Raw genomic sequence first — 20,125 nt, 5'->3', positions numbered from 1 at the left:
CGAAGAGGCAGACAGGCTTTACGATCAATCAGCTTCAGCTTAACCAGAGCCTCAGCTCAACCAAAGCCTTGCCAGCAAGCCCGGCGGTGTGGTGATACCGCTGGTGATAAAGGTGACCTTACCATCGCGGACAATGAACACAGTCGGCGTAAACGCCACACCCCATTCACGACCCAGCACATTTTTTTCGTCATTCACGTTCTGAAAATCCAGCCCTTTGTTGGCAAAATACTGCTGCAGCTTTTGATCAGAACCGGACGTCAAAGAAATCCCGACCGTTGGATAATACTGACTCAGCCAGTTGACACTCGGGGTGACAAAGCGGCACACCCCGCACCAGGTTGCCCAAAAATACACAATCACAGGCTGCTCTTTACTGAGCGCCGCAATATCAACCGGCTCACCCTGTATATCAGGCGCTGTCAGGGTAAAAGGCGTGTCATCTGGCACAGACTGACTTCGCCAGAGATCAACCCCCACTGAAACCACAGTCAGCAGCACAGTGAAAAAGAGAATTTCTCTCAGCCACTTTTTCCACTTCCCTGCGCGCCTTTTGTGTTGTTCACTCATTGGCTTATCCTCCCTGAGCCTGTTGAATAGCAAGCATCACATCCTCGCTGGTGTAAATCACAGGTAACGCGATACCCTGAGGGGCACCCGGTCCGTAAACAATATTAAATGGCACACCGAACCGGCCATTGGCCTGCAAATAGGCGGTCACTGCATCGTTAGGAATTGTCCAGTCTCCCTGCATGCGCACCAGACCGGATTGCTGAATCGCGTCATAAACCGGTTGCTGCAGCAGTACGCGGACCTTGTTGGCTTTACAGGTGATGCACCAGTCTGCGGTCACATCCACAAACACGGTTTTCCCCTGCGCAACCTGCTTACTGATGTCAGCAGCAAACAGCGGCTGCCAGCTTGGCTCCGGCGGTAAAGGTGTCGCCCACTTTTCAGCCGTCAGACTGGCTGTAAGCAGGACAACCGCGCTGAGCAGCAGAAACACACTGCCCAGCACGCCCACAGGCTTGCCGCCGAACACTTTGACGGAACGCCAGATAATCAGACTCACGCCCGCAATACCCGCCAGCCACAGCGACCAGATTGGCCAATGTGGGGCCAGCAGCGTCAGCAGCCATAGTGTTGTCGCCAGCATCATGATCCCGAACAGGACTTTCATTTTGCCCATCCAGACACCCGGCTTAGGTAACCATCGCACCATAAACGGGAACAGCGCAATCGCTATCCAGGGCAGTGCCATTCCCAGCCCCAGACCGGTAAAGATCACGGCCAGGTTGCCGACACTGCCCGCCAGGGCAAAGGCGACCGCCGTACCGAGAAACGGCGCAGAACAGGGCGTGGCAAGGAAAGTGGCAAACATGCCTTGCGCATAATGCCCGGCATAGCCTTTGCCGCCTTGGGTGCCCAGCCAGGTACTGATGCCCGACGGCAGGCTGATGGTGAACAGCCCCAGCATATTGGCACCAAACATGAAGGTCACCAGTACCATCACGGCCAGAAAGGCCCCGTTCTGGAACTGTATCCCCCAGCCGATAGCCTGTCCGGACAGCTTCAGCGCCACCAGTGCCAGTGCAATCAGCCAGAATGCGCTGATGATCCCACCGGCTGAGGCCAGAAACTGCAGGCGGATCTGCTGCTTTTCCTGCTTCTCGGCCGTCAGCACGGTAGAGAGTTTCATGCCCAGCACCGGCAGCACGCACGGCATGATATTGAGGATCAGTCCGCCCAGCAGCGCAAGGCCGAACATGACCAGTAGGCTATGACCTGCCTGAGCGGTAACGATACCGCTTTGCACCTGTAGGCTGTGTTCAGACAACACCGCATCGTCTGTCACAGTCACAGTAAGCGATTGCTGGGCGAGATCCGGCTGACCGAACCAGCTCGACACGCCTATCTGCACCGTCAGGGTTTCCCCCTCAATGCTGATGTCCGGACGTGAGAAATGGCTGTCTTTAACGGCGTCGGCATCACCATCAATAAACAGATCAGGTTTGACCCAGCCCTGCTCGTTGCTCAACACCAGTTGCAGTTTGCTTTGCTCTGCATCCCAGATCGCTGATTTGATCTCAGCCAGCGAAGAGGATTGCGGCACAGTGCTTAACGCTTGTGCATAGCGGCGCATGTCAGTCTCTGACGGCGTCAGCTCTGAGGGAATAAAAGATAAATCAATCGGATAGTCGGTGATTACACAGACCGTTGAGCACGAAGACAGGCTGAGAGTGGCCAGCAGAATCACAGGCTGAGAAAAATCCTCCACCCTGATGGTCATCGGAAAAATAACATCCTCAGCATAGCCTATGGTTTCCACACCGAGTACGTCATACCGCTGCGGTACAGGCCACTGCCAGTCCAGTTCGGCAATATTCGCAGAATCCTGCCAGTTGATGCTGGGTGCCACGCCCCCTTCACCGGGAGAGCGCCAGTAGGTTTTCCAGCCTGGCTGCAAGCGCACTTCCAGATAACCGGCTACAGTGCCATTCACAGCATCTGTCTGTCCGGTTAGCACAAAGCGGGTTTCAACCGGCGGATGATTGGGGTCGCTCAACCAGCCCGTACTGACAGGTGAGGCCTGGGCCACAGACATCAACAACAGGCACAGCCATAGCCAGCCGCTTGCCAGCCATTTGATGGTCAATCTTTGATTTTTTTGCATTGTTTTTCCTAAGTAATAAACACACAGACTTTTTTGGCATCACGCCAGAGGGGCTGTGTGTTATTCCCGGAAAATACACAGTGTGAGGTGAATGCGTCTTTTCGGAACTTTAGGCTCACGAGACAGGGGCGGAGAAAGGCAGCCCGCACCGAGCAGGCCTGCAAGCAACAGTGTCAGTAGCAGAATGGGGATCAGAAAGAGCGTATCAAGCTGCTGATATTTCAGCTGTAGCAGTTGTTCCGACAAATCACACTCAGAGGAATCTGCCGACGCTTGAGGCTCAGCCCGTTCACTGGCAGAGAAGATTTGCACGGCCTCAACAGGCTGATTCGGACAGAGCGCCAGCAGAGCCGTGTTTTTCGACAGACACACGAACACCACCCAGACCGTTAACAGTAACGCCCAGTGTGCTGAGGAATGTCGTCGGAAAAAATGCGGCATGATGGCTTGTCTGTCTCTTACTCTTAACCTGACCCGTAAAGCGCTGATGCAGCTGACTTAGATTTCAGCATCAGCCACAGGAAAATACCACGAAACAGCGGCAGGGTAACCCACAGAGTGTTACCAGGCATGTCCGGCTGCTGCTTACATCGCCATATGGCCCATTCCGCTTTCTTCTTTTGGGTTATTGCCGTATTCATTCGGGCCGGGCTGGCCCTCTCTGGCAAAGAAAAAGAGCAGAATAACGAAGCCCAAGACCGGGATCAGGCTCAGCAACATCCACCAGCCTGATTTGCCGATGTCATGCAGGCGCCGTACCCCTACCGCAACAGAAGGAATCAGTACCGCCAGCGAATATACACCGCCCAGTATGCCTGTCCCCTCGCCACTGCCAGGGGTATTGAGAAGATTGTCTACTATGCCCAGCGCCAGCGTAATGACCAGGTTGATCAAAAAGAAATACCAGTACTCCTGTCGCTGCGCGCGACCTGAGAACACCGCGTACTTTCTGAGTGCGTACAAATACCAGTTCATGCTCAATCCCTTGGGTTGGAGGCTGTCAGGTAAATTTCTGCAGGTGACCGGGGTCAGTTACACTCAAGTATAGAGTCAGATCACAAATTTATAGTTTTTCTCTTCTGATAATAAGGAAAGCGATAGGGTTCACACCCTGTTAACAGAAATACCGCTACGCACCAAAAGCTGAGATCAAGCGCAAAGTCTGTTTGCTGTTACGCGCTACACTCAAAGTATCTTCATGATTCATAAATAAAAGCATCAGACTCCTCAACTATTCGCCTACGAGCAAGGGCAACTATGACGGACAACTACCCGCAGCTGATCCAACAGCTTGGCACCCTACTTAATGCCGAGCAGATCATCACAGACGAAGCCAAGCGCCTCGCCTACGGCACCGATGCCAGCTTCTACCGCCTGATCCCAAAGATAGTGCTTCGTCTGCACAATCAGAATGAAGTCATTGAGGTTATTCGCGCCTGTGCTGAGCTGAGCATTCCCTACACCTACCGCGCAGCAGGCACCAGCCTGTCGGGACAGGCAGTCTCCGATTCGGTACTGATCACTCTGAGCGATCAGTGGCGAGGCCATCTCATCGAAGACAAGGGGCTGAAAATTACCCTGCAACCCGGTGTTATCGGCGCGGATGCTAACCGCTATCTGGCCCCTTACGGACGCAAGATCGGGCCGGATCCCGCTTCGATCAACACCTGTAAAATTGGCGGGATCGCGGCCAACAATGCCAGTGGTATGTGCTGCGGTACGGCGCAAAACTCTTATCGCACCGTAGACGGTATGACGGTTGTCCTGACCGATGGCACGGTGCTGAATACCCGCGATGAAAAGAGTAAAACCGCATTCCGCCACAGCCATGCCTCATTACTTAACGCGTTGTCAGAACTGAAAGAAGACGTCGACACTACCCCGGCACTGAAAGAAAAAATTCAGCATAAGTACCGGCTGAAAAACACCACAGGTTACGCGCTGAATGCGCTGACCGATTTCAGTGATCCGATTGATATTATTGAACACCTGATGATCGGCTCGGAAGGCACGCTGGGTTTTATCGCCGACATCACCTACAAGACGGTTATCGAGCACCCTCACAAAGCTTCTGCCTTGCTGGTATTCAGTAATATTGAGCACGCGAGCGAAGCAACGTCCATACTGGCCACCACCCCTGTCTCCGCCGTCGAAATGATGGACGGCCGCGCGATGCGATCCGTTGCCGATAAAGCCGGTATGCCTGATTTTATCGCCCATCTGGATCTGGAAGCCGCCGCCTTGCTGGTTGAAAGCCGGGCAGGTACGCACGACGAACTGCTCAGTCAGTGCGAGGCCATCATGGCCAGTTTGTCGGCATTTACCGTCATCGAATCTGTGCCCTTCACCTCTGAGCATGCCACTGTCAATACTCTGTGGGCGATCCGCAAAGGCATGTTCCCCGCCGTGGGGGCGGTACGGGAAACCGGCACCACTGTCATCATTGAAGATGTCGCTTTCCCCGTTGCGGATTTAGCTAAAGGCGTTCGTGATTTACAGGCTTTATTTGCGCAGTTCCGGTATCACGAAGCCATCATTTTCGGCCATGCGCTGGAAGGTAACCTGCACTTTGTGTTCACCCAGGGGTTTGATGCGCAGAGTGAGATCGACCGTTACGGCGCCTTTATGGATGCCGTCGCCGAGTTGGTGGCCGTCAAGTATCAGGGCTCGCTGAAAGCCGAACATGGCACCGGCCGCAACATGGCGCCTTACGTCGAACTGGAATGGGGCAAAGAAGGCTATCAGCTGATGCAGCGCATCAAGCGGCTGTTCGATCCGCAAGGACTGCTGAATCCCGGAGTGATCATCAATGACGATCCGCATGCCCATATTCGTCACCTGAAACCCATGCCTGCAGCCGACGATCTGGTGGATCGCTGCATTGAGTGCGGCTTTTGTGAACCTGTCTGTCCGTCGCGGACGCTGTCTTTATCCCCGCGCCAGCGCATTGTGTTATACCGCGAGCTACAGCATCGCCGTCGCAGCGGTCACACAGCTGGCGCAAAAGCGCTGGAATCTGTCTTTCAGTATCAGGGCATTGATACCTGTGCGGCCACAGGGCTGTGTGCCGAGCGCTGCCCGGTGGGCATTAACACAGGGGATCTGATCAAAAAACTGCGTACCGACAAGTATCAGCGCTTTGCGCCGATTGCGCGCTGGACCGCCGATCATTTCGCCACCACAACCCGCTTAGTGAAAACCGGTCTGGGTGTGGCGCAGTCTGCCCAGTCTCTGCTTGGTGAGCGCCGAATGACAGCGATCAGCAACACCGCCAGACGCTGGAGCCACAATCGCACACCGCAGTGGCTGCCAGAGTTGCCGACAATCAATCGTCATCAATTGGCAGAAAGCGGCAACAGTCCGGCACACGGCGAGAAAAAAGTGGTGTATCTGCCCACCTGTGCCAGCCGCACTATGGGCCAGCAGCCAGATAACCCCGACCAGCGCCCGCTGACAGAAGTGACAATGTCACTGATTGCAAAGGCAGGGTTTGATGTTGTTATCCCTCAGGAGGTAAACGATCTCTGCTGCGGTATGCCCTACGACAGCAAAGGGATGACAAAGCCTGCGGCGCAAAAAAGCCAGCAGCTGGAAGATGCGCTCTGGCAGGCCAGTGAACAGGGTAAATACCCGATTCTGATTGATGCCAGCCCTTGCGCCAAACGCAGTGTGGAAAGTTTCAGCCGACTGATGAATATTGTCGAGCCTGTTGGCCTGGTGCTGCATTATCTGCTGCCGCACCTGGAACTGAAACGTCAGCATGACACTGTGATGCTGCATATCACGTGCAGCAGCCGCAAAATGGGGCTAGACGATGACATGTTGGAACTGGCCAGAGCCTGTGTCAGCACTGTGATAGTGCCGGAGCACATTCAGTGCTGTGGCTGGGCGGGCGACAAAGGGTTTAGTGTCCCTGAACTTAATGCGGCCTCGCTGGAACCTTTGAAGGCTCAGGTTCCACCAGACTGCCGGCGTGGTTTCAGCAATAGCCGTACCTGCGAAATCGGCCTCTCGCACCACAGTGGCGTGCCTTATCAATCCATTTTGTATCTGGTGGATGAGGTTGCCCGTTAGTGCGCGCCCAATAGTGCACACCAATAGTGCACAAAGGGTGAATAAGCAATGAAGCAGTTACCAGTGACTCCGCTGATATCCGATACTGTTATCTCGCGCTCAGATCTCAGCATTAAGACAGAAAAAGCCAGCCGCTGACACTACTATAAATAGGCCTTTAGGTCTTACACAGTACGAAAAACCCGCCAGTAATTTTACTTGGCGGGTTTCTTATTTTTATTTACTTTCAATAGCTTGCGTTATTTTCGCATTTTTTTAGCTGGCCTTAATGCTGTAACCTTCACTCGCGTTAGCGACCTGAAAAAAGCTGACCTGCTCAACCACTTCCTGGCTGACACGGTGCATGTCATCGCTGCATTGTACCGTTTCAGAGGCAATAGATGAGGTCTTATCCGACAACGCTTGCACCGTATGAATATTCTGGCTGATATCAGCAGCCACCGCGCTCTGCTCTTCCGCTGCCGTCGCAATCTGCTGGGTCTGCTCATTGACCTGATTGATCATGTTCATGATGTCTGCCAGTAACTGATTGGTTTCAGACATCCTCGCTTCGGCCTGATCGGCCTCTGTGGTGCTGTCTGCCATCATGTCCACCGCGCTGCTACAGGCTTGTTGCAGCTGAGCCAGCATCTGCTCAATTTCATTGACAGAAGATTGTGAGCGCTGCGCCAGGCCGCGCACTTCATCGGCCACCACGGCGAAGCCACGTCCCTGCTCACCGGCACGGGCTGCTTCAATCGCCGCGTTCAGGGCCAGCAGGTTTGTCTGTTCGGCAATACCGCGTATCACTTCCAGAATACTTTCAATTTTGCGGGATTCGCCCTGCAGTTCATTAACCACGCCCGAGGTATCTTGCAGGGTGGCAACCAGCCGCTGAACCACAGACTGGGTGTGCTCAGAAGATTCAATGCCCCTTTCCGCCAGCTCCATCATCTGATCGGATGCTCTGGCTGAATCTGAGGTATTGACCGCAATACTCTTACTGGTTGTCGAGAGCTCTTCAATCGCCGTCACGGCCTGAATGGTATGCTCTGATACCTCACCCGCCGCAACCTGAATATTGTTATTGGCATCTTGTAAAATACGGCTGTTCTCGGTCACCAGTGTGCTGGAACGCACTATGCCTGCAACTGTACTGTTCAGACGGTTGACTGTGCTGTCAATCGCGCTGCTCAGCTGGGCCACTTCGTCTGTCCCTTTAACATTAGACAATACATCCAGATGACCGCTGGCCAGGGCTTCTGCCGTTGCCTTAACCCGGCTGATCCCACCAACCAGACCTCGCGCAATCCAGTGACTCAGCACAAAGGCAATCAGTACCGCCAGGATAATAGAGATATAAAAGACAGTATTGGCGGTTTTAATCGATTGCAAGGTATCCTGATTGGCCTGAATTGCCATCTGCGCGCTGGCCTGCTGGATTTTATCGAACTGCAGGTTGAGGGCTTCGTAGCTGTCAACAAAGGCTCTGAACACCGGATAAGGTGCCTGATGGTTGGGTGCTGACTCCATATCCGACACAAACTGATGGGTATTAGTCTGGTAGGTCGATAACTTTTGCTCAAAGTCCGCCAGCAGCTGAGGATCACCGTTGTAGTCTTGCTTCAGCTCTTTCACCAGTTCTGGGGTGATCGCACTGTTTTTATCGACAATCGCATTAAATTCAGGCACTTGTTCATACAAACCCAGCAGATACACCACCTGCAACCCCCGCACGTTACCGATAATATCGGCTTGCGCCTGGCGAATCTGGCTGATCAATTGCGATACTTTGTAGTTATGCTGGTAAAACTCACTGAAATTGCTGCCAATGCGGTCATTGGCTGATTTAATGAATAACATTGCAATCACGAACATCAGTGAGACTGCACCACCTAAAACCAGAATTTTATTGCGGATAGAGAAATGACTAAGCTGCATTGACGCGCCCCAAACAACGATTTGATGTGATTTTGTCCTCACTATTCACAAAAAGAAAAATAAAGGCAAATAAATGCCACAAGGGAATGACAGAATGCCACTCGAGCTCAAATTTTTGCATAAATAATACAAATATATTTAATTCTGACTTGCAAGTCAGCAAAAGCCCTGCCTGAAAAATTTCGTGCTCCGAAGAATAAATATTCACTGTTCAGGCAAAGAAAAAGCCGCAGCTTCTGCGGCTTCATTCGCTTGGGTTATGAGCTGAGATTCTGCCGTTTACGGCGACGTATCATGGCAATGCCGGCCAGCGCCGCCCCCAGAATGGCGACACTGGCAGGTTCTGGTACCGGTACTTCAGTCAGTGCAGAGATATTGGCCTGAATGAAGGCCTGATTGGTGCTTTGCTCAACGGTTTCAAACCGATCAGCAAATAGGCCGTTGACCAGAAAACCCTGAATGTTCACCGTATACTTGATGCCGTTAACGGTAGTGACATCCGTGAACTGCGAGGTGGATACCGTAATGATGTCCGCACAGCCGTTCACGTTCACCCCAACGCCATTCGCTTCCCCGTTCGCGCAGGGATCCGCACTATTGCTGGTCTCGTTATGGGTAAAGTTAAACACAAACTGCACATCAACCGGCGTTCCGCCGTCAATAGACACTGTCGTGCTCAGCTGCAAATCGACACTTTGCAGACTGGCCCCGGTGCTCAGAATGACATTATTTAAATGGGTAAAAGTCCCCAGCTGAAAATCATCGCTGGTGCCGGTATCTGTATCAAACGTGGTGTCGAAGCTGGCTGCAGAGGCAAAATCATAGCCGCTCTGCGGACCCGAAGACGGCGATGGCAGCCCCCAGCGTAACATAGGGTTATCCGTCGCATTGCCGATCGTCACTGGCTGGCCACTGCCAGAATCCGCCACGGCGTTAACCCAGGAACCCGTAAATGCGCCAAACTCCACAGTGACTAATGCGGCATTAACATGAGCACTGGCCAGCATCGCCAGGCTGAACATCGTTATTTTTGTCACAGGTTTCATTACACACCCCCAACCCAACTTTATTGTCGTTTTTGTGTTCGTGCAGGAGTGCTTCAAGTTCTGTGCCATCGCAGCCTGAACAAAAGACAGCGCAGTCAGCAAAGCCGGACATTTCAGAAAATTATCGCAATAAATCAAGGCTATAACGCTAATAAAGTTGTATGGGGATTTTTTGGCTAATGTTGCGTTTTTTTCAGACTTGCTTGCCCAGAACCCTTGACGCCTTGCTGTGTAAAAAAAGGTGACACCGGAATACCTGCCCCCTGAATCCACCATGGCAGAGCCGCGGCTCAAGTGAGAAATGCCTTCCATAATTCATCATGCAGTCAGGCATTGTTTATACCCTATGAGTATCATTGATGGCCTTTCATCAATCTAAGATTTCATATTTGCGCCGATTTTTGATGTATATCAGCCACTTAGTTTCATCTTCATAGAGTGTTCAATAAACTGCAACAAACCTGTCATAAAACTCTCCTAACCTGTGCCTCGTTCGTTAAACAACTGATTGGCAATTCCGCCAAATTCGAAAGGATATGGAAAAATGAAAGCAAAGGTTATCGGTGCTATCACACTGGCTGGCTCAATGATGTTTAACCCGGCTATGGCGGCTGAAACAATTTCTGTTGTGGGCTCTTCTTCTGTAACGCCATTGATGGAAGTATTCGGCGAGACTTACGCAAAATCCCACGATGTTGTGGTTGAGGTTCAGGGTCCTGGTTCTTCAGCCGGTATCCGTGCAGCACACGACGGTTCTTCTGATTTGGGTATGAGTTCACGTGATCTGAAAGCATCTGAGAAAGCCTCTGACATTCAGGAAGTTGTCATTGCCCGTGACGGTATCGCTGTTGTTATCCACAATTCAAACCCGGTAAATGACCTGAGCAAAGAGCAGGTTTCTCAAATTTATAAAGGCGAAATCACTAACTGGAAACAAGTCGGTGGTGAAGACAAGCCTATCGTTGTGGCTACCCGTGATACCGCCTCAGGTACCCGTGGTGCATTCGAAGACATCATGTCTCTGAAGCGTAAAGTCAACGGTAAAACCGTTACTGCTATCTCTCAGCGTGCACAGGTTGCCAGCGGTAACGGTCAGCTGAAAACTATGGTTGCCAGCAACCCGTTCTCTATCGGTTACATTTCTCTGAGCTCTGTAGACGACTCTGTGAAAGCGCTGTCAATTGAAGGCCACACGCCATCGGTTGAAGCGATTAAAGCCGGCGACTACGGTGTACAACGTCCATTCCTGGTGGTTTACAAAGACGGACGCCCTTCTAAAGCCGCTCTGGATTTCCTGAACTGGATGAAAACCGCTGACGCACAAAAAATCGTTTCTGAGCAAGGTTTGATTTCAACTCACTAATTTGCAATGCCTTTTCCGGCCTGGTATGCAGGCCGGATATTTCGATTTCTCAGTACCTGAAGTTTTTGGTTCAGCGTCTGGAGTAGTGCAAAATGACCATCGCGAACAATATTGAGAACACGCAGAAGAAGCCTCAGCTTGCTGCTGCAGATAAAATTGACTGGCGTGAACTCTTTTTTAAATACCTTTTCCTGGCTAGTGCTGTCATTGGAATTTTGTCTCTGATCACTATCGGCTATTTCATTTTCCGTGAAGGCTATGCCGCTTTCGCTGAAGCCGGTTTCTCCGGCATTGTGCTGGGTGATGAATGGTTACCACCTGCCTTGTTCGGCATCTTCCCTATGATTGTTGCTTCTGTGGTCTCTACCGCAGGTGCTGTGATTCTGGGTGTGCCGGTCGGTGTGATGACCGCGATCTTTATCGCTGAAGTGGCCCCCAAGCGCCTGGCCGACATCATTCGCCCTATGGTTGAACTGCTGGCGGGTATCCCCTCTGTGGTTTACGGTTTCTTCGGTCTGGTGATTATCGTTCCTCTGATCCAGAACGTATTTAATGTACCGGCGGGTAACACGGTGCTGGCGGGTATCATAGTCCTGGCGGTCATGATTCTGCCTACGGTGATTACTGTGTCGGAAACCTCCATTCGTGCCGTGCCGCGCAGCTATAAAGAAGGCTCGCTGGCGCTGGGTGCATCACATATTTTCACCATTTTCAAACTGCTGGTTCCGGCCGCCCGTTCCGGCATTATGACGGGCGTGATTCTGGGTATCGCACGTGCATTGGGTGAGACCATGGCCATCATCATGGTCATGGGTAACTCCCCGGCTATGCCTGAGGGCATCCTGGATTCAGCACGTACCCTAACCGCCAATATCGCGATTGAAATGTCGTACGCTACCGGTATTCACGCCAGCGCCCTGTATGCCACAGGTATTGTTCTGCTGGTGTTCATCATGATGCTGAATGCCGCCCTGCTCTACCTGAACCGTGAGCGCGCGAGGTAATCACAATGACGCTATCAACAACCACACATCTGCAAGCGAGTAACCCTGCCAGACAACAACTCAAAGACAAAATCTACCTCAGTGTGATCTGGACCTCGGCCACAGTAACGGTCGGCTTCCTGCTGTGGGTCGTCTGGTACATCCTGAGCAACGGTCTTGCCTACGTCGACTGGACATTCATCTCCAGCAACTACACAACGCTGGGCGAGGAGTCAGGTATCTGGCCGATGATCGTTGCCACGCTGTACATGGTACTGGCATCAATTCTGGTTGCGGCGCCCATGGGCATCATGACCGCGATATACCTGACAGAATATGCCAAAGTCGGCAGTCGCCTGGTAAAAGTGATCCGCTTCTGTACCGAGTCACTGGCGGGTATTCCTTCTATTATTTACGGCCTGTTCGGTATGACCTTCTTTGTGGTTGTGCTTGGCTTGGGCTTCTCGATTTTGTCTGGTGCCCTGACACTGAGCATTCTGATTCTGCCCGTGATCATCCGCACCACAGAAGAAGCCTTGATGGCAGTGCCGCAAACTTACCGTGAAGGTTCATACGGACTGGGCGCATCGAAAATTTACACCATCTGGCGTCTGATATTGCCAAGTGCAATGCCAGGCATAGTCACTTCTATCATCCTCAGTGTAGGTCGTGTTATCGGTGAATCGGCACCGGTATTTATGACAGCAGGCATGGTGGCCCGTCTCCCGGAGAGTCTGCTTGACTCCGGCCGGACGCTCACCGTGCACCTGTACAAGCTGACTCAGGAACTCTACACCATTCACGAATGGCATCAGGCTTACGCCACTGCCACGATTCTGATTGTGATTGTTCTGATCATCAACCTGTGCACCAAACTGCTTGCCAAACGTTTTAACACTGCGACTTACTGATTTCGGGGAAATACATTATGAACAAATTTAATATTGAAAATCTGGATCTGTTTTACGGCGACAACCAGGCACTGAAAAAGATCAATCTGCCGATTCCTAATCGCCAGGTAACAGCATTAATCGGCCCGTCCGGTTGCGGCAAATCCACCCTGTTGCGCTGCCTGAACCGCATGAATGACCTGATTGAAGGTGTGAAGATCAAAGGCAAACTGTCGATGGACGGTGAAGACGTTTACGGCAACATAGACGTTTCGAGACTGCGCATTAAGGTGGGCATGGTGTTCCAGAAGCCCAACCCTTTCCCGATGAGCATTTACGAAAACGTGGCTTACGGCCTGCGTGCTCAGGGAGTGACCGACAAAAAACGTCTCGATGAAGTGGTGGAACAATCGCTGCGCGGTGCCGCGCTGTGGGATGAGGTGAAAGATCGCCTCAAATCACACGCCTTCGGTCTGTCTGGTGGTCAGCAGCAACGTCTGTGTATCGCCCGTACCATCGCCATGGAGCCTGAGGTCATTCTGATGGATGAACCTACTTCAGCGCTGGATCCGATTGCGACCAAGAAAATTGAAGATCTGATGGAGTCACTGAAGAAAGACTTCACTATCGTTATCGTCACCCACTCCATGCAGCAGGCACGCCGAATTTCAGATCGTACCGCCTTCTTCCTGATGGGTGAGCTGGTCGAACATGACGATACTTATGCGCTGTTCAACAGCCCGCGTGATGACCGTACCCGCGGCTATGTGAACGGCGACTTCGGCTAAGCCTGGATTCCAGACGGCACAAGCATGCCGTGAAATCCGGCCTGTGTCCGACACAACAGAGTCCCGAAACGACAGATAATAAAAGCGATGGTAAGTATTTGCCCCCAATATTGGGGGCTTTTTTTGCTCTTTTTTTACTCATTCCTGACATTTCACACAACAGCCGGACTTACACTCAAATGAACACTGATTAATTCTATTGGCGCCGGACATTCAGGCCAAGGTCAGACAGGTGAGATGATGCAAAAGAATCATGAAATTTCACATGCTAAATCCTGGATTAACAAACTCGCAGCAATGGATGCTCACCCCAAACTCACAGGTATTCTGCAATCTTCGCGGATCATGACGCAACAATATGCCGCCTATTGCCGCCTGCATAACCTGATGGCCTTTACCTATTCACAAAATGGTCACCAGCAGTTGCTTGCTGACACCCTTGCCGCTTCAGGATGCGATACCCTGATCTGTGATCAGCGCCATTACCCTGCACTCTGGTATATGCTGCATCAGATTAACCGGCCTATGCTGATCATTCTGAACCAGGAAATGTGGACGCCGGACTGGTGCTGGCAATTTGATCATCATCAATTCCTTTGCCAGCAGGACTTGCTCTGACCTCACCTGCAACGGTTAGCATGTTATAATCACGGCACTCATTCTCATCGCGGCACACTCGTTGCCGCGATGTACTTGTATTTATCTCCCTGAACCGGAATACCGCTCTACTATGCGCAAGCTTTTACTCATTATTACGTTGCTTACATACAGCCTCAATGTGTTTGCCCAGGCTGAAACACCGCCCTCTCAACTGGATGAACTGTCGCAGTTGAATCAGGAAGTCATGGAGCTGTATCAGGCCGGCCAGAACCGTACCGGTACCACACGTGATGTACTGCGCATGCAGGTACTGAACAAAAACAATGAACTGCGCGACAAGATCGGGGAATTAATCAGTGAGCCGCCGGAAGGGGCAACCGCCACTCTGCTGGATTACGTCAAACGGCAGGAACGCTATACCGACAATACGGCAAACTATCTGAGCAACAAGATTCTGGCTGATGAAAAAGCGCTGGACAAAGCCTCACAGGAAGAACAGTTGCTCAAGCTCAAGCAATTGAATGAAGAGCGCATGCTGTCTGTTCAGATGCTGGGCGAACAGTGGGAAAACTACCGCTGGATGGAACAGCTTGGCCATAATGCGGATCAGAAAAAAGCCAAACTGGCTAAAGCCATCAGCAACCGGTTAGAGTTCGTCTCTGCCTCACTGGATTACAACAACCAGCAGGAAAAAGTGCTGGCCAAGCAGCTCAAAGAGGCGTCAGAGAGTGAGAAAGCCTCACTGCAGCTGATGCACATTCTGGCACAACGCAAACTGTCGAGCGATATTGACCGCTTAAACTACCTGATCAACCTCGGTGATCAGGCACAGATAGATACGTCGAACTACAAAAAGCAGCAATTTGAAGTGACCGGCGATCTCACCAATGACATCCTGAATCCGCAGGTGATCTACTCGATTGTCTCTGCCTGGGCCGACAACCTGAAAAAATGGCTGATTGATAATACCCCGCAGGTGTTGTTCAAGGTGTTTATCTTCGCCCTGGTCCTTTTGCTGTTCCGGCTGTTAAAAAACCTGACACGTAAAGTGGTTAAGCGCGCCGTGGCCTCGCCCAACCTCAAGATGTCGCAGTTGATGCAGGACTTCTTCATTTCCATGTCGGGCAAAACGGTCTTTTTCCTCGGGCTTTTAATTGCCTTGTCACAGGTTGGGCTTAACCTTGCGCCAGTACTGACGGGTTTCGGTGTGGCCGGTGTGATCATAGGTTTTGCTTTGCAGGACACCTTGTCTAATTTTGCTTCAGGTATGATGCTGCTGATTTACCGCCCTTTTGATGTCGGCGATTTTGTTGAAGCCGGCGGGGTGTCTGGTAAGGTCAGCCACATGAGCCTCGTCAATACCACTATCCGTACCTTTGATAACCAGATCATCATAGTGCCGAACAGTAAAATCTGGGGAGACACCATCAAGAATGTCACCCACGAGCGTGTTCGTCGTGTCGATATGGTATTTGGGATCGGCTATAAAGACAGCATTGAGCAAGCCGAAGCCATTTTACATGACATCATTGATAACCATCCGGCTGTGCTGCGTGCCCCGGAGAAAACCATCAAAGTACACACACTCAACACCTCTTCGGTGGACTTTATTGTTCGTCCCTGGGTGAAAACGGATGACTACTGGGATGTGTACTGGGATGTCACGCGCGAAGTCAAACTGCGGTTCGACAAAGAAGGCGTTTCTATCCCCTTCCCACAGCAGGATGTGCATTTACACATGGTCAGCCCGGAAAAGAACGATGCGTAAAAACATCCAAGTTGAATTGCTTCTACACTAAAAAACACGGTTTACGGAATTTTTTGTCTTACCGTTAGTCAAAAATCTTCGAATCCATTTGGGGAAATACAATGAAAAAACACCTGCTGACTGCCATGGGCACTGCCCTGCTGTTATCTGCCTGCGCCGGAACCGGTGGCAACACAACAGCTGACTCTTCTGCTGATCTGACGCAATATGAATGGGAACTGTCAAAGATCGACAATCAGGCCGTCACCATCCCGAGCATGGGAGCCGTGCCGACTCTGGGGTTTGAAAATAACACCATGGCGCATGGTCATTCCGGCTGTAACCGCTATTTCGGCTCTGCCGAAGTCAAAGACGGCCAGTTCCGGATTGAAAAAATGGGCATGACCATGATGGCCTGCCCGGATGATGCAATGAAACTGGAACGTGTGATGAGTGATACGCTAAGCCAGTGGAGCAAAGCCGAAGTCAAAGGAAATACGCTGACGCTCAGTAATAATCAGCATACCCTGACTTTCACCGCCACTCAGCCAATGTAACTCGCCACCATTTTGTCTGACAGCATCAACTGAGTGCATTCTCAGTTGATGCTAGTTGCTGACGAACCTCTGCACTCACTTTGTTAAATCCTTCCTGCTGCGCCTGATACAGCAAAGCTTCTGTTTGATGGAACAGGGTTTCCGCTGTTAATCCCTGAATGTCGAAGACTGTCATGGCGCCCACAGACACTGTCAGGTAAGGGTTGGCACTCATTTCAGTATTGGCCAGATTCAGACGTTCAGCCGCAGTGCGCAGGTGGCGGGCAACCACTTCACCATTGTTGGTATTTGGCAAGACGGCGGCAAACCTGTCATCATCGAGCCGTGCCACCATGTCAGCGGGGCGTTTTAATGTCCTGCCCAGCTCGTTGGCCAGCATTCTGAGGCTGGACTCATACATCTCCTGCGGACACTGACTGACAAAATGCGCATAGTCATCAATTTGGATCAATACCACCACCAGCGGGGATTGTTCCCGCCGTGCGATTCTGACCGCTTTATCCAGACTTTCTTCAAACGCCCGCTGATTGGCGATACCCGTCAGCGGATCAATCAGGCTCATGCGTTCCAGTTTTTCGTTAACGGCCAGCAGCCTGTCATGTCGCTGATTCAGAGTATCCAGATAGTGCTGGCCCCGTTGAAACACGAAGAAACTCACCAAGGCGGCAACCGCAAAAAATGCGTTGACTCCCCAGAAGACCCACCAGGGCGTCGAGGACTGATGCTGGCGGATATAATCCTGCATAGGTGTGGCTTCAATCACCCAGCGGCGGCCACCTTTGCTCAGCACCTGATGAACATAGCGATAGTCAGGCGCATATTCGCGGGTGATTGCCTCCTGGGTCAGCGTTTTCTGGCTATAGTGGTAATGCTTTTGCTGGCTAACCGGCCCGGTATTCAAAGCCGGCACCAGGCTGAATACCAATTTATTTGACTGAGGCGCCAGGGTATCAATCAGTGTCAGGGCAAAAGGCTTGACCTGAGTTAAGCCGGGTGATGAGAGAAAAATCTGCGCGGGATTAAACACCCCTGCCACAAAGCCCAGCAGGCTGTCCTGCCGCTCTGCCTCCGACATAGGTTCAGGGAATTCGTACACAGGCAACAGGCTGAGTATACCCTGTGCGGTGACATCATTGCGCTGGATCTGGAGCGGGACAGTCAGTTGCAGCTGCCCGTTATCTCTGGCGCGCTGAACCGCTTCAAAACGCAGGGAGTGCGAGCCCATGTCGTAACCTATTACCGCCTCGTTTCCGGTAACAGGCTCGACATAATAAACCGGATAGTAAACGGCTCGCTCGCTGGCCGCGACGCGCTCACCGGACGCGACCTGTTCGGTAATCACATAGCCGGGCAGCCATTCATTGGCCCGTTGTTCTAAGCTGGCACGGTCTGCCTGTTCCACTTCGGGAATCCATTCCAGGGCAGTGATCGCCGGAAAACGGGTAAGAATTTTATCTGTCAGTGCCGCGAAACCCTGGGCATCCGGTATGCCGTTGGTGTCCAGATTAAGCTGCAGGGTATAAAGCGCTTCAAAGTGGCTGTTCATCGCCTGAATAAAGGCGTGTGAGGCTTCCGTGACATCCGATTCAAATTCCTGCTGAATACGGCGGGTTTCCAGATGAGAGAAGAAAAGCAGCATCACAATCGACAATAGCAACCCGGCAAACAAGAGTAAGCCAATAAATGTAAGACGTTGTCGCTTCATCAAATTCCCTTAAACAATTTAATTACACCGGGTTTCAATCCTATTTTCAGCCAGGTGCCGTCTATTTGCCAGTTTGGTTTCAGATAACAGATACAAGATCACTATGCGACACTCATGACACCCTAATGTAATCGATTATAGACGTCTAGATGTTTACACTTCTCTCGATAACCAGTACTCTGAACAGCAGTAATCTTCAGGGACTGAGTGAACATGATTGAAATTAAACACCTTCGCACATTAGCGGTACTGAGAGACACCGGTTCCCTGACGGCAACAGCCAACACCCTTTGTCTGACCCAGTCGGCGCTGTCGCACCAAATTAAAGATCTTGAGCAGCGAATTGGCGCGCCACTGTTTTTACGCAAAACACGTCCGGTCAGATTCACCGCAGAAGGCGATATCCTGCTGAAACTGGCCGATGAACTGATGCCCCGTATCGCACGCGCCGAGCATGAACTCGCCAATCTGAAAGAAGACGCAAAGGGCCGGCTGCATATGGCTATTGAATGCCATTCCTGCTTCCAGTGGCTGATGCCTGCGCTGAAGGAATACCAGATTCACTGGCCGGCAGTGAGCCTGGATTTTTCATCCGGCTTCAGCTTCGAGCCTATCCCGGCTCTGGCTGCCGGGGAACTCGACCTGGTGATCACCTCTGATATTAACCCGCGCTCGGAAGTGCACTATGAACCCCTGTTCGACTTTGAGATGCGTCTGGTGGTGTCGCCGCAGTCTCCCCTGGCCGAGTTGAGCACAATTAAACCGGCCGATCTGGCCAGTCAGACCATGCTGACCTACCCGGTGCAAAAAAACCGGTTAGATGTGGTGAAACATTTTCTGCAGCCTGCCGGCATTGAACCTAAGGTATGGAAGCAAGCCGATAATACCCTGATGCTGGTACAAATGGTGTCGGCAGGCTTGGGGGTGGCCGCCCTGCCTAACTGGGCAATTCATGATTTTGCCCGCCAGGGGCTGATAGCCAGCAAACCGCTGGGTAAAGGCTTGTGGCGAAGACTGTATGCGGCGATTCGCGCGTCAGAAAAAGAGCGCCATTACCTTCAGGCCTTCTTTGCGACGGCCCGGCAGCAGTGCCAGACCCACCTTGAGGGCATTAAAGCTGCCTGAGGCTAGCCTGCACAATACTTGAAAAAACAGAGGGCACCAGTAGCGGTGCCCTCTGTTCATTTAAATTGATTAGAAATGGGATCGTAACGGTAGCCGAGGGCTGCCATTTTTTGTCTCAGTTGTTCCTGATCCAGCTCGTAACGGCTGGAAAGATCATCAATCGTATCGCATTCCAGGCGCAGCCTTTCATTCACTATGCCCAGCACTATGTTAGCGTCCATGTTCAGCAAGTTACTGATTTCCACCTCTTCCTCCTCCGGCTACTGCCGTCAGAACATCAGACCCGGAGTCAAACAACTCCTCTAGTTGTTAGCATAGACGCTCTACCTATCATTCGACCAGTCAGAGCACTTCATTCAATCAGAACACTGAAAGCTGGCATCCTGCTGAGGCAGAGAGCAATAACAGCACACCGGACAACTGCCAGACTTTGACCGGTTTCGCCAGCACAATATGGCCCACCCAAACCAGCTGAGCGACAATCAGCAATAACAGTGCCGCACAAATCATCAGCAACTGGCTTTCCACCTGCGCCTGAGGCACAGAGTAGAGCTGTCCTGAAAACAGCAACACGCTCAGTATGGCACTCACCAGGCCTGCTGAATGCCCAGCTTGATCAGCGCCATACTGACCAGGGCTGAAAGCCTGTGCCA

At 51.8% G+C, this 20,125-nt stretch carries 17 protein-coding genes and 1 pseudogene; 9 read left to right on the top strand and 9 right to left on the bottom strand.

The genetic code is table 11. The annotated features are described in order from the left end of the window. Nucleotides 1-51: 51 nt before the first annotated feature. From P0Y67_RS18095 to P0Y67_RS18080, 4 genes are all read right to left on the bottom strand, one after another. Complete coding sequence (locus tag P0Y67_RS18095) at nucleotides 52-570, bottom strand: protein disulfide oxidoreductase (protein WP_342393015.1); 519 nt, start codon at nucleotides 568-570, stop codon at nucleotides 52-54. A 4-nt stretch (nucleotides 571-574) separates the two neighbouring features. After that, nucleotides 575-2,674 carry a protein-disulfide reductase DsbD family protein gene (locus P0Y67_RS18090; RefSeq protein WP_342393014.1) on the bottom strand — a complete coding sequence of 700 codons (2,100 nt, stop codon included), beginning with the start codon at nucleotides 2,672-2,674 and terminating at the stop codon, nucleotides 575-577. A gap of 60 nt (nucleotides 2,675-2,734) precedes the next feature. Beyond that, nucleotides 2,735-3,115 (bottom strand): hypothetical protein, encoded by a 381-nt coding sequence (locus P0Y67_RS18085; protein WP_342393013.1) that lies wholly within the window; start codon nucleotides 3,113-3,115, stop codon nucleotides 2,735-2,737. A gap of 144 nt (nucleotides 3,116-3,259) precedes the next feature. Then, a complete protein-coding gene (locus tag P0Y67_RS18080) occupies nucleotides 3,260-3,649 on the bottom strand; it encodes a DUF805 domain-containing protein (RefSeq protein WP_342393012.1) in 390 nt (129 codons plus the stop codon). A 282-nt stretch (nucleotides 3,650-3,931) separates the two neighbouring features. On the opposite strand from P0Y67_RS18080, the gene P0Y67_RS18075 reads away from it, so the two are divergent. Further along, on the top strand, nucleotides 3,932-6,748 hold the full coding sequence (locus P0Y67_RS18075; RefSeq protein ID WP_342393010.1) for an FAD-binding and (Fe-S)-binding domain-containing protein: 2,817 nt from the start codon (nucleotides 3,932-3,934) through the stop codon (nucleotides 6,746-6,748). Between the two features lie 255 nt (nucleotides 6,749-7,003). Here P0Y67_RS18075 and P0Y67_RS18070 read toward each other — a convergent pair whose 3' ends face one another. Both P0Y67_RS18070 and P0Y67_RS18065 read right to left on the bottom strand, forming a co-directional pair. After that, nucleotides 7,004-8,668: a methyl-accepting chemotaxis protein gene (locus P0Y67_RS18070; RefSeq protein WP_342393009.1), complete on the bottom strand. Its 1,665-nt coding sequence runs from the start codon at nucleotides 8,666-8,668 to the stop codon at nucleotides 7,004-7,006. A gap of 257 nt (nucleotides 8,669-8,925) precedes the next feature. Continuing rightward, nucleotides 8,926-9,714, bottom strand: coding sequence for a THxN family PEP-CTERM protein (locus P0Y67_RS18065; RefSeq protein ID WP_342393008.1), 789 nt, complete (start codon nucleotides 9,712-9,714; stop codon nucleotides 8,926-8,928). Nucleotides 9,715-10,258: 544 nt separating this feature from the next. On the opposite strand from P0Y67_RS18065, the gene P0Y67_RS18060 reads away from it, so the two are divergent. The 7 genes from P0Y67_RS18060 (at nucleotide 10,259) to P0Y67_RS18030 (ending at nucleotide 16,642) form a co-directional block, all read left to right on the top strand. Continuing rightward, entirely contained in the window at nucleotides 10,259-11,077 is an 819-nt protein-coding gene (locus tag P0Y67_RS18060; RefSeq protein ID WP_342393007.1) for a phosphate ABC transporter substrate-binding protein, read from the top strand. A gap of 92 nt (nucleotides 11,078-11,169) precedes the next feature. After that, a complete protein-coding gene (pstC, locus tag P0Y67_RS18055; protein ID WP_027253257.1) occupies nucleotides 11,170-12,081 on the top strand; it encodes a phosphate ABC transporter permease subunit PstC in 912 nt (303 codons plus the stop codon). A 5-nt stretch (nucleotides 12,082-12,086) separates the two neighbouring features. Further along, nucleotides 12,087-12,971 (top strand): phosphate ABC transporter permease PstA, encoded by an 885-nt coding sequence (pstA, locus tag P0Y67_RS18050; protein WP_027253258.1) that lies wholly within the window; start codon nucleotides 12,087-12,089, stop codon nucleotides 12,969-12,971. A gap of 17 nt (nucleotides 12,972-12,988) precedes the next feature. Beyond that, nucleotides 12,989-13,738: a phosphate ABC transporter ATP-binding protein PstB gene (gene pstB, locus P0Y67_RS18045; protein WP_027253259.1), complete on the top strand. Its 750-nt coding sequence runs from the start codon at nucleotides 12,989-12,991 to the stop codon at nucleotides 13,736-13,738. Between the two features lie 240 nt (nucleotides 13,739-13,978). Continuing rightward, nucleotides 13,979-14,356, top strand: a complete 378-nt coding sequence (locus P0Y67_RS18040; RefSeq protein WP_342393006.1) for a hypothetical protein — start codon at nucleotides 13,979-13,981, stop codon at nucleotides 14,354-14,356. Nucleotides 14,357-14,468: 112 nt separating this feature from the next. Further along, nucleotides 14,469-16,106, top strand: a complete 1,638-nt coding sequence (locus P0Y67_RS18035) for a mechanosensitive ion channel family protein (RefSeq protein WP_342393005.1) — start codon at nucleotides 14,469-14,471, stop codon at nucleotides 16,104-16,106. A gap of 101 nt (nucleotides 16,107-16,207) precedes the next feature. After that, nucleotides 16,208-16,642 carry an META domain-containing protein gene (locus P0Y67_RS18030; protein WP_342393004.1) on the top strand — a complete coding sequence of 145 codons (435 nt, stop codon included), beginning with the start codon at nucleotides 16,208-16,210 and terminating at the stop codon, nucleotides 16,640-16,642. Nucleotides 16,643-16,667: 25 nt separating this feature from the next. On the opposite strand, the gene P0Y67_RS18025 is transcribed toward P0Y67_RS18030, so the two are convergent. Further along, nucleotides 16,668-18,347, bottom strand: a complete 1,680-nt coding sequence (locus tag P0Y67_RS18025; RefSeq protein ID WP_342393003.1) for a CHASE domain-containing protein — start codon at nucleotides 18,345-18,347, stop codon at nucleotides 16,668-16,670. A gap of 213 nt (nucleotides 18,348-18,560) precedes the next feature. On the opposite strand from P0Y67_RS18025, the gene metR reads away from it, so the two are divergent. Continuing rightward, complete coding sequence (metR, locus tag P0Y67_RS18020) at nucleotides 18,561-19,472, top strand: HTH-type transcriptional regulator MetR (protein WP_027253264.1); 912 nt, start codon at nucleotides 18,561-18,563, stop codon at nucleotides 19,470-19,472. Nucleotides 19,473-19,528: 56 nt separating this feature from the next. Here the strand turns inward: metR and P0Y67_RS18015 are convergent, their stop codons facing one another. Continuing rightward, on the bottom strand, nucleotides 19,529-19,717 hold the full coding sequence (locus P0Y67_RS18015) for a DUF4250 domain-containing protein (protein ID WP_027253265.1): 189 nt from the start codon (nucleotides 19,715-19,717) through the stop codon (nucleotides 19,529-19,531). Nucleotides 19,718-19,832: 115 nt separating this feature from the next. Then, nucleotides 19,833-20,125: pseudogene (locus tag P0Y67_RS18010) on the bottom strand (hypothetical protein); the annotation flags it as partial.

The organism is Photobacterium sp. SP02, assembly GCF_038519165.1.
In the GTDB taxonomy this organism is placed as follows: Bacteria; Pseudomonadota; Gammaproteobacteria; order Enterobacterales; family Vibrionaceae; genus Photobacterium; species Photobacterium halotolerans.
The sequence above is the reverse complement of the archived record's forward strand: the minus strand, read 5'-3'. Positions and strand labels throughout refer to the sequence as shown.

What these genes read in the sequence shown, in the direction of transcription:
- P0Y67_RS18080 (WP_342393012.1), bottom strand. Translation starts at nt 3,649, where the DNA reads ATGAACTGGTATTTGTACGCACTCAGAAAGTACGCGGTGTTCTCAGGT.
- P0Y67_RS18095 (WP_342393015.1), bottom strand. Translation starts at nt 570, where the DNA reads ATGAGTGAACAACACAAAAGGCGCGCAGGGAAGTGGAAAAAGTGGCTG.
- pstA (WP_027253258.1), top strand. Translation starts at nt 12,087, where the DNA reads ATGACGCTATCAACAACCACACATCTGCAAGCGAGTAACCCTGCCAGA.
- P0Y67_RS18035 (WP_342393005.1), top strand. Translation starts at nt 14,469, where the DNA reads ATGCGCAAGCTTTTACTCATTATTACGTTGCTTACATACAGCCTCAAT.
- P0Y67_RS18060 (WP_342393007.1), top strand. Translation starts at nt 10,259, where the DNA reads ATGAAAGCAAAGGTTATCGGTGCTATCACACTGGCTGGCTCAATGATG.
- P0Y67_RS18030 (WP_342393004.1), top strand. Translation starts at nt 16,208, where the DNA reads ATGAAAAAACACCTGCTGACTGCCATGGGCACTGCCCTGCTGTTATCT.
- P0Y67_RS18025 (WP_342393003.1), bottom strand. Translation starts at nt 18,347, where the DNA reads ATGAAGCGACAACGTCTTACATTTATTGGCTTACTCTTGTTTGCCGGG.
- pstB (WP_027253259.1), top strand. Translation starts at nt 12,989, where the DNA reads ATGAACAAATTTAATATTGAAAATCTGGATCTGTTTTACGGCGACAAC.
- P0Y67_RS18075 (WP_342393010.1), top strand. Translation starts at nt 3,932, where the DNA reads ATGACGGACAACTACCCGCAGCTGATCCAACAGCTTGGCACCCTACTT.
- P0Y67_RS18065 (WP_342393008.1), bottom strand. Translation starts at nt 9,714, where the DNA reads ATGAAACCTGTGACAAAAATAACGATGTTCAGCCTGGCGATGCTGGCC.
- metR (WP_027253264.1), top strand. Translation starts at nt 18,561, where the DNA reads ATGATTGAAATTAAACACCTTCGCACATTAGCGGTACTGAGAGACACC.
- P0Y67_RS18090 (WP_342393014.1), bottom strand. Translation starts at nt 2,674, where the DNA reads ATGCAAAAAAATCAAAGATTGACCATCAAATGGCTGGCAAGCGGCTGG.
- P0Y67_RS18040 (WP_342393006.1), top strand. Translation starts at nt 13,979, where the DNA reads ATGCAAAAGAATCATGAAATTTCACATGCTAAATCCTGGATTAACAAA.
- P0Y67_RS18085 (WP_342393013.1), bottom strand. Translation starts at nt 3,115, where the DNA reads ATGCCGCATTTTTTCCGACGACATTCCTCAGCACACTGGGCGTTACTG.
- P0Y67_RS18070 (WP_342393009.1), bottom strand. Translation starts at nt 8,668, where the DNA reads ATGCAGCTTAGTCATTTCTCTATCCGCAATAAAATTCTGGTTTTAGGT.
- pstC (WP_027253257.1), top strand. Translation starts at nt 11,170, where the DNA reads ATGACCATCGCGAACAATATTGAGAACACGCAGAAGAAGCCTCAGCTT.